This is a genomic window from Methylobacterium sp. B1 (genome assembly GCF_000333255.1).
GTDB lineage: Bacteria > Pseudomonadota > Alphaproteobacteria > Rhizobiales > Beijerinckiaceae > Methylobacterium > Methylobacterium fujisawaense.
Genome location: NZ_BACT01000785.1, coordinates 1 through 4,993, shown reverse-complemented (window position 1 = coordinate 4,993; position 4,993 = coordinate 1). Strand labels below are relative to the sequence as shown.

Below are 4,993 nucleotides of genomic sequence, written 5' to 3'. Positions count from 1 at the left end.
CGTCCGCGCCGCCCTCCGCGGAAGAAATCCGCGCCGTGCGGGCGCGGCGCGACGAACGCGGCGTCCGGCGCGGCCCGCTGCCTCCGGGCCGCATCCCGGAGGAGTGAGGCTCAGGCGTCGCCGACGACTCCGGCCGCGTCCTGGGCCTGAAGCACGTCCGGGCGCGGCATCGAGATGATGTTGTAGCCGGCATCCACGAAATGGACCTCGCCGGTGACACCGCCCGAGAGCGGCGACAGGAGGTAGAGGGCTGAGCCGCCGACATCCTCCAGGCTCACCGTGCGCCGCAGCGGCGCATGGGCCCGCTGGTGATTGAACATCAGCCGCGCGTCGGCGATCCCGGCGCCCGCCAGCGTCCGCATCGGGCCGGCGGAGAGCGCGTTGACGCGGATCCCGTCCGGACCGAGATCGCTCGCGAGGTAGCGGACGGACGCCTCCAGCGCCGCCTTGGCCACGCCCATCACGTTGTAGTTCGGCATGACCCGGGTCGCCCCGCCGTAAGTCAGGGTCAGCAGGGACCCGCCCTGCGTCATCCGCTTGGCCGCGCGCTGCGCGATCTCGGTGAACGAGAAGCACGAGATCGTCATCGTCCGCACGAAATTCTCGCGGGTGGTCACGTCGACGTAGCGGCCCTTGAGCTGCGCCTTGTCGGAGAAGCCGATGGCGTGGACCACGAAGTCGAGGCCGCCGTCGAATCGCGCATCGAGGGCCTCGAAGGTCGCATCCACGGAGGCGAGGTCCTCGACGTCGCAGGGGAGGACGAGATCCGAATCGAGTTTGGCGGCGAGCGGTGCCACGCGGCGTCCCAAAGCCTCGCCCTGGTAGGTGAAAGCCAGGCGCGCGCCCTGGGCGTGCAGCGCCTTGGCGATACCCCAGGCGATCGAGTGATCGTTCGCGACGCCCATGATCAGGCCGCGCTTGCCTGCCATCAATCCCGTCATGCCGACTCACATCCTGACCAAGCACGCCGCCCCTACCAGGCGGGGACGGTCCGCGATCCGCGCAAGCGAACCGCCAAAGGGTGCCTTAGCGCGGCTCGCCGTGCGTTCCAAACCGGTCGGCGGTCGGACGGCAGGCAAAAAAAAGCCCCGCCTGTTGGCGGGGCGTTCCCGGCGGGGCGGCCGGACTCAGAAATGGCCGTCCGTATGCGATTGGGCCTCGTCGATGAGGGCCTGCTTGGCGTAGATCGCGGCGCAACCGGCGATGACCAGCCCGCTTAGCGTTCCGAAGATGAAAGTCCCCATTGCCACCACCAGATCTCAACATTCGGTAAACGCCGACCTCAAGCCGGCGGTTCCCTTCAGTAATCAGGCGTCGACGTGCTTCAGGACCAGGGTCGCATTGGTGCCGCCGAAGCCGAAGGAATTCGTCAGCACGTGCCCGAGCTGCGCGTCGTCCCGACGCGCCCGCAGGATCGGCATGTCGGCGAAGGCGGGATCGAGTTCGTCGATATGCGCGCTCTCGCAGATGAAGCCGTTGTTCATCATGAGCAGGCTGTAGATCGCCTCCTGCACGCCGGTGGCGCCGAGCGAGTGACCGGTGAGCGACTTCGTGGCGGCGATCGGCGGGCATGCGTCGCCCCGGCCGAAGACCTCGCGGATCGCCTCGATCTCCTTGTCGTCGCCGACCGGCGTCGAGGTGGCGTGCGGGTTGATGTAGTCGATCCGCGCGCCCTTCAGGCCTTCCATGGCCTGCCGCATGCAGCGGACGGCCCCTTCGCCCGACGGCGCCACCATGTCGTGCCCATCCGACGTGGCGCCGTAGCCGGCCATCTCGCCGTAGATCCGGGCGCCCCGCGCCTTGGCGTGCTCCAGCTCCTCGAGGACCAGAACGCCCGCGCCGCCGGCGATGACGAAGCCGTCGCGGTTGGCATCGTAGGCGCGGGAGGCCCGGGACGGCGTGTCGTTGTACTTGGACGACATGGCGCCCATGGCGTCGAACAGCACCGAGAGGGTCCAGTCGAGGTCTTCGCACCCACCCGCGAAGATGATGTCCTGCCGCCCGCCCTGGATGATCTCTGCGGCGTTGCCGATGCAGTGATTCGACGTCGCGCAGGCGGAGGAGATCGAATAATTCACGCCGCGGATCTTGAACCACGTCGCCAGGGTCGCCGAGGCGGTGGACGACATCGCCTTCGGCACCGCGAACGGGCCGATGCGCTTGGGGCCCTTCTCCCGGGCGATGGCGGCGGCCTCGACGATCACCCGGGTCGACGGACCGCCCGAACCCATGATGATGCCGGTGCGCTCGTTCGAGATGTCGCCCTGTTCTAGACCCGCGTCCCGGATCGCCTGATCCATGGCGACGTGGTTCCAGGCGGTGCCGCCGCCGTGGAAGCGCATGGCGCGCCGGTCCACCACGCCTTCGGGGTCGAGGGTCGGCGCGCCCGAGACCTGGCTTCGGAAGCCGTGCTCGGCGTAGCTGGCGTCGCGCGCGATGCCCGAGCGGGCTTCGCGCAGGGAGGCGAGCACCTCCTGCGTGTTGTTGCCGATGGACGAGACGATGCCCATCCCGGTGATGACGACACGGCGCATGATGGTGACACTACCTCCGTCGCGGCCTCGGTCGCCCGGGCCACGTACCGGTCAGCTAAGGTGACGCGGACACAATCTCAACCACCGAGATCGTCCGGCGTTGCGGCCGAGCCGCGAACCGGACGCCCGGCCGACGCGATTCAGCTCTGGAACAGGCCGACCCGCATGTCCTGAACCTGATAGACGCGCTCGCCGTCCGCTTCGAGCCAGCCGTCGCCGATGCCGAGGACGAGCTTGCCCTGACGGACGCGCTTCACGTCGACATTGTAGACCACCTTCTTCATCGTCGGCAGGACTTGGCCGGCGAGCTTCACCTCGCCGACGCCGAGGGCGCGGCCACGACCCGGCGAGCCGAGCCAGCCGAGATGGAAGCCCAGCATCTGCCAGAGCGCATCGAGCCCGAGGCAGCCCGGCATCACCGGATCGCCCTGAAAGTGGCAGGGGAAGAACCAGAGGTCCGGCCGAATGTCGAGTTCGGCGGTCACGTGGCCCTTCCCATGGGCGCCACCCTCGGCCGCGATGGACGTGATGCGGTCGAACATCAGCATCGGCGGAAGCGGCAATTGCGCGTTCCCGGATCCGAAGAGTTCGCCGCGCCCGCAGGCCAGAAGATCCTCGTAAGAATAGTGCGACCGGCGGTTCGCGTCCTGCGCTTGTGTCTCGGCGTCTGGCGGCATTGGGTTGGCTGTTTCCTCGGATGTGCGCGATCTTCACGTCGCGGGCGACTATACTCGGCCCGTCGGCTGGCGCGCGGGTTAGCACGGGGCGTCGCGCCTTCAAAGCCTGCGGCCGCAGGCATGCGGCAACGCTCGGGTTGCGACAGCCTGACCACTTCAATATACTCGGGCGACATCCGTTCCTTCAGGCCCCTCGTCGAGCGTTCAGTCCAGCGATGTCCGAACCGGTGCCATTCCAGGCCGTCTTCAACGGCCGGGTCCCCGCCCCCCAGTTGGAGGCCAACGGGACTCCGCGGCGCGGGTGCCCGCTGTCCGACCTCCGCGACCGCCTGCGTCGGGCCGGCCTGCGGCCGACGCGGCAGCGTCTCTCCCTCGGCTGGCTTCTGTTCGGCCGCGGCGACCGCCATCTCACGGCCGAGATGCTCTACGACGAAGCGATGCGCGCCAAGGTGCCGGTGTCGCTGGCGACGGTGTACAACACCCTCCATCAGTTCACCGAGGCGGGGCTGCTGCGCCAGCTCGCGCTCGACGGGTCGAAGGCCTATTTCGACACGAACCCGACCGAGCACCACCACTTCTACCTGGAAGACGAGAGCCAGGTCATCGACATGCCGGATTGCGGCATCACGGTTGATTCGCTGCCCGAGGCCCCCGAGGGGATGGAGATCGCCGGGGTCGAGGTGATCGTACGGCTGCGCCGCAGCCGGCCGGCGGGCCGCCGCCAGGGCTGACGCCGCGGTACGGCTCAAGGAATCATCAGGATCGTCGCAAAGGCCCGGTTTCGTCCGGGCCTTTGCGTTTGCGCTCGGTCGCGCGACACCGGAGCGCCGGCCATTCCGGTCGGGGTGCGGCGATCGGTGCCGGCATCGGATACCGTCTGCTGCGCGGTCCCGGTATGGGAGTGTCCGTGCCGGCCGGCATCGCCCGATGGCGATGATCGCGCCGAACGCTACTCCACGACCTCGTTCGGATAGACGCCCCACAGGCGGTTCTGGCGGATATAGCCATCCACGTCCCGCTTGTTCGGCAGGGCGACGATCAGGCGGCACCACGTGCCGGTGCAGCTCTTGACGCTGCCGATCACCCCGGTCTGAAGCTTGGCCTCGTCCTCGGCGCCGTCGTCGGCCTTCGCGCGCAGCGATACGGCAGCCTTCTCGACGCCCTTGTCGGGGCCGGCATTCACGATGGCGGTCCGGCGGCCGGACAGCAGGGAGTGCAGCACCCAGCCTTCGGTCCCCTCCGAATCGCGGATCCGGCGCCAGGTCTCGAACTCGCCGATGATCTCGACGGGCAGGCCGGCCCGCTGGAAGACCCAAAGGGTGCGGTGATCCTTGGAGGGGCCCTCGCGGAGGTTGACGCGATCGGTCTTCAGGCTCGCGTAGCGCGGCAGCGGCAGCTTGGTCACCGGTCCGACCCCAGCCTCGGGGCCTGCGGGCGGCGCCGCCCGGGCACCGGTCGCGAGGCCGCCGGCCAGCATCGCCACGACGGCGAAGCTGAGGCGTGACACGCGCATGGTCGTCTCCCTATCCAGACGTGGCGTTGGTGGGCGCCGGACCTGTCGAAAGCAGGGCCGGTTCGACACGCGGACCGGGCCGCATCCGATTGTGTTCCGGCCCACCTCTGGTAGAGAGGCCGATGGGTCGGAACTGGCTCCGGAACCGGCGCCTCGTGACCGATCCTGTCTGGCCGAGTTCGGTTAACGGACGCTTGCGGGAAGCGGTCCGGGCGGAAGCCGCCGGGCGCGTGCCGCAATCAGGGCCGCGGGGCGACGGGGAGAGAGAC

The 4,993-nt window shown here is 69.0% G+C and carries 6 protein-coding genes; 1 reads left to right on the top strand and 5 read right to left on the bottom strand.

The window, feature by feature from the left end:
* Nucleotides 1–110: 110 nt before the first annotated feature.
* The 4 genes from fabI to fabA form a co-directional block, all read right to left on the bottom strand.
* Nucleotides 111–941: an enoyl-ACP reductase FabI gene (fabI, locus tag I53_RS22795; protein WP_043355017.1), complete on the bottom strand. Its 831-nt coding sequence runs from the start codon at nt 939–941 to the stop codon at nt 111–113.
* 186 nt (nt 942–1,127) lie between these two features.
* Nucleotides 1,128–1,250 (bottom strand): hypothetical protein, encoded by a 123-nt coding sequence (locus tag I53_RS35800; RefSeq protein WP_257787406.1) that lies wholly within the window; start codon nt 1,248–1,250, stop codon nt 1,128–1,130.
* 57 nt (nt 1,251–1,307) lie between these two features.
* The gene (fabB, locus tag I53_RS22790) at nt 1,308–2,534 is read right to left on the bottom strand and encodes a beta-ketoacyl-ACP synthase I (RefSeq protein WP_043355015.1); all 1,227 of its coding nucleotides are present in this window, start codon (nt 2,532–2,534) and stop codon (nt 1,308–1,310) included.
* Nucleotides 2,535–2,674: 140 nt separating this feature from the next.
* Complete coding sequence (fabA, locus tag I53_RS22785) at nt 2,675–3,211, bottom strand: 3-hydroxyacyl-[acyl-carrier-protein] dehydratase FabA (RefSeq protein WP_043355013.1); 537 nt, start codon at nt 3,209–3,211, stop codon at nt 2,675–2,677.
* Nucleotides 3,212–3,426: 215 nt separating this feature from the next.
* On the opposite strand from fabA, the gene irr reads away from it, so the two are divergent.
* Nucleotides 3,427–3,942 carry a Fur family transcriptional regulator Irr gene (gene irr, locus I53_RS22780; protein ID WP_012319639.1) on the top strand — a complete coding sequence of 172 codons (516 nt, stop codon included), beginning with the start codon at nt 3,427–3,429 and terminating at the stop codon, nt 3,940–3,942.
* 218 nt (nt 3,943–4,160) lie between these two features.
* Here the strand turns inward: irr and I53_RS22775 are convergent, their stop codons facing one another.
* The gene (locus I53_RS22775) at nt 4,161–4,724 is read right to left on the bottom strand and encodes an SH3 domain-containing protein (protein ID WP_043355011.1); all 564 of its coding nucleotides are present in this window, start codon (nt 4,722–4,724) and stop codon (nt 4,161–4,163) included.
* Between the last annotated feature and the right edge of the window lie 269 nt (nt 4,725–4,993).

Bases quoted from the DNA above. Each gene is read 5' to 3' on its own strand.
- fabI (WP_043355017.1), bottom strand. From the start codon at position 941: ATGACGGGATTGATGGCAGGCAAGCGCGGCCTGATCATGGGCGTCGCG.
- fabB (WP_043355015.1), bottom strand. From the start codon at position 2,534: ATGCGCCGTGTCGTCATCACCGGGATGGGCATCGTCTCGTCCATCGGC.
- fabA (WP_043355013.1), bottom strand. From the start codon at position 3,211: ATGCCGCCAGACGCCGAGACACAAGCGCAGGACGCGAACCGCCGGTCG.
- irr (WP_012319639.1), top strand. From the start codon at position 3,427: ATGTCCGAACCGGTGCCATTCCAGGCCGTCTTCAACGGCCGGGTCCCC.
- I53_RS22775 (WP_043355011.1), bottom strand. From the start codon at position 4,724: ATGCGCGTGTCACGCCTCAGCTTCGCCGTCGTGGCGATGCTGGCCGGC.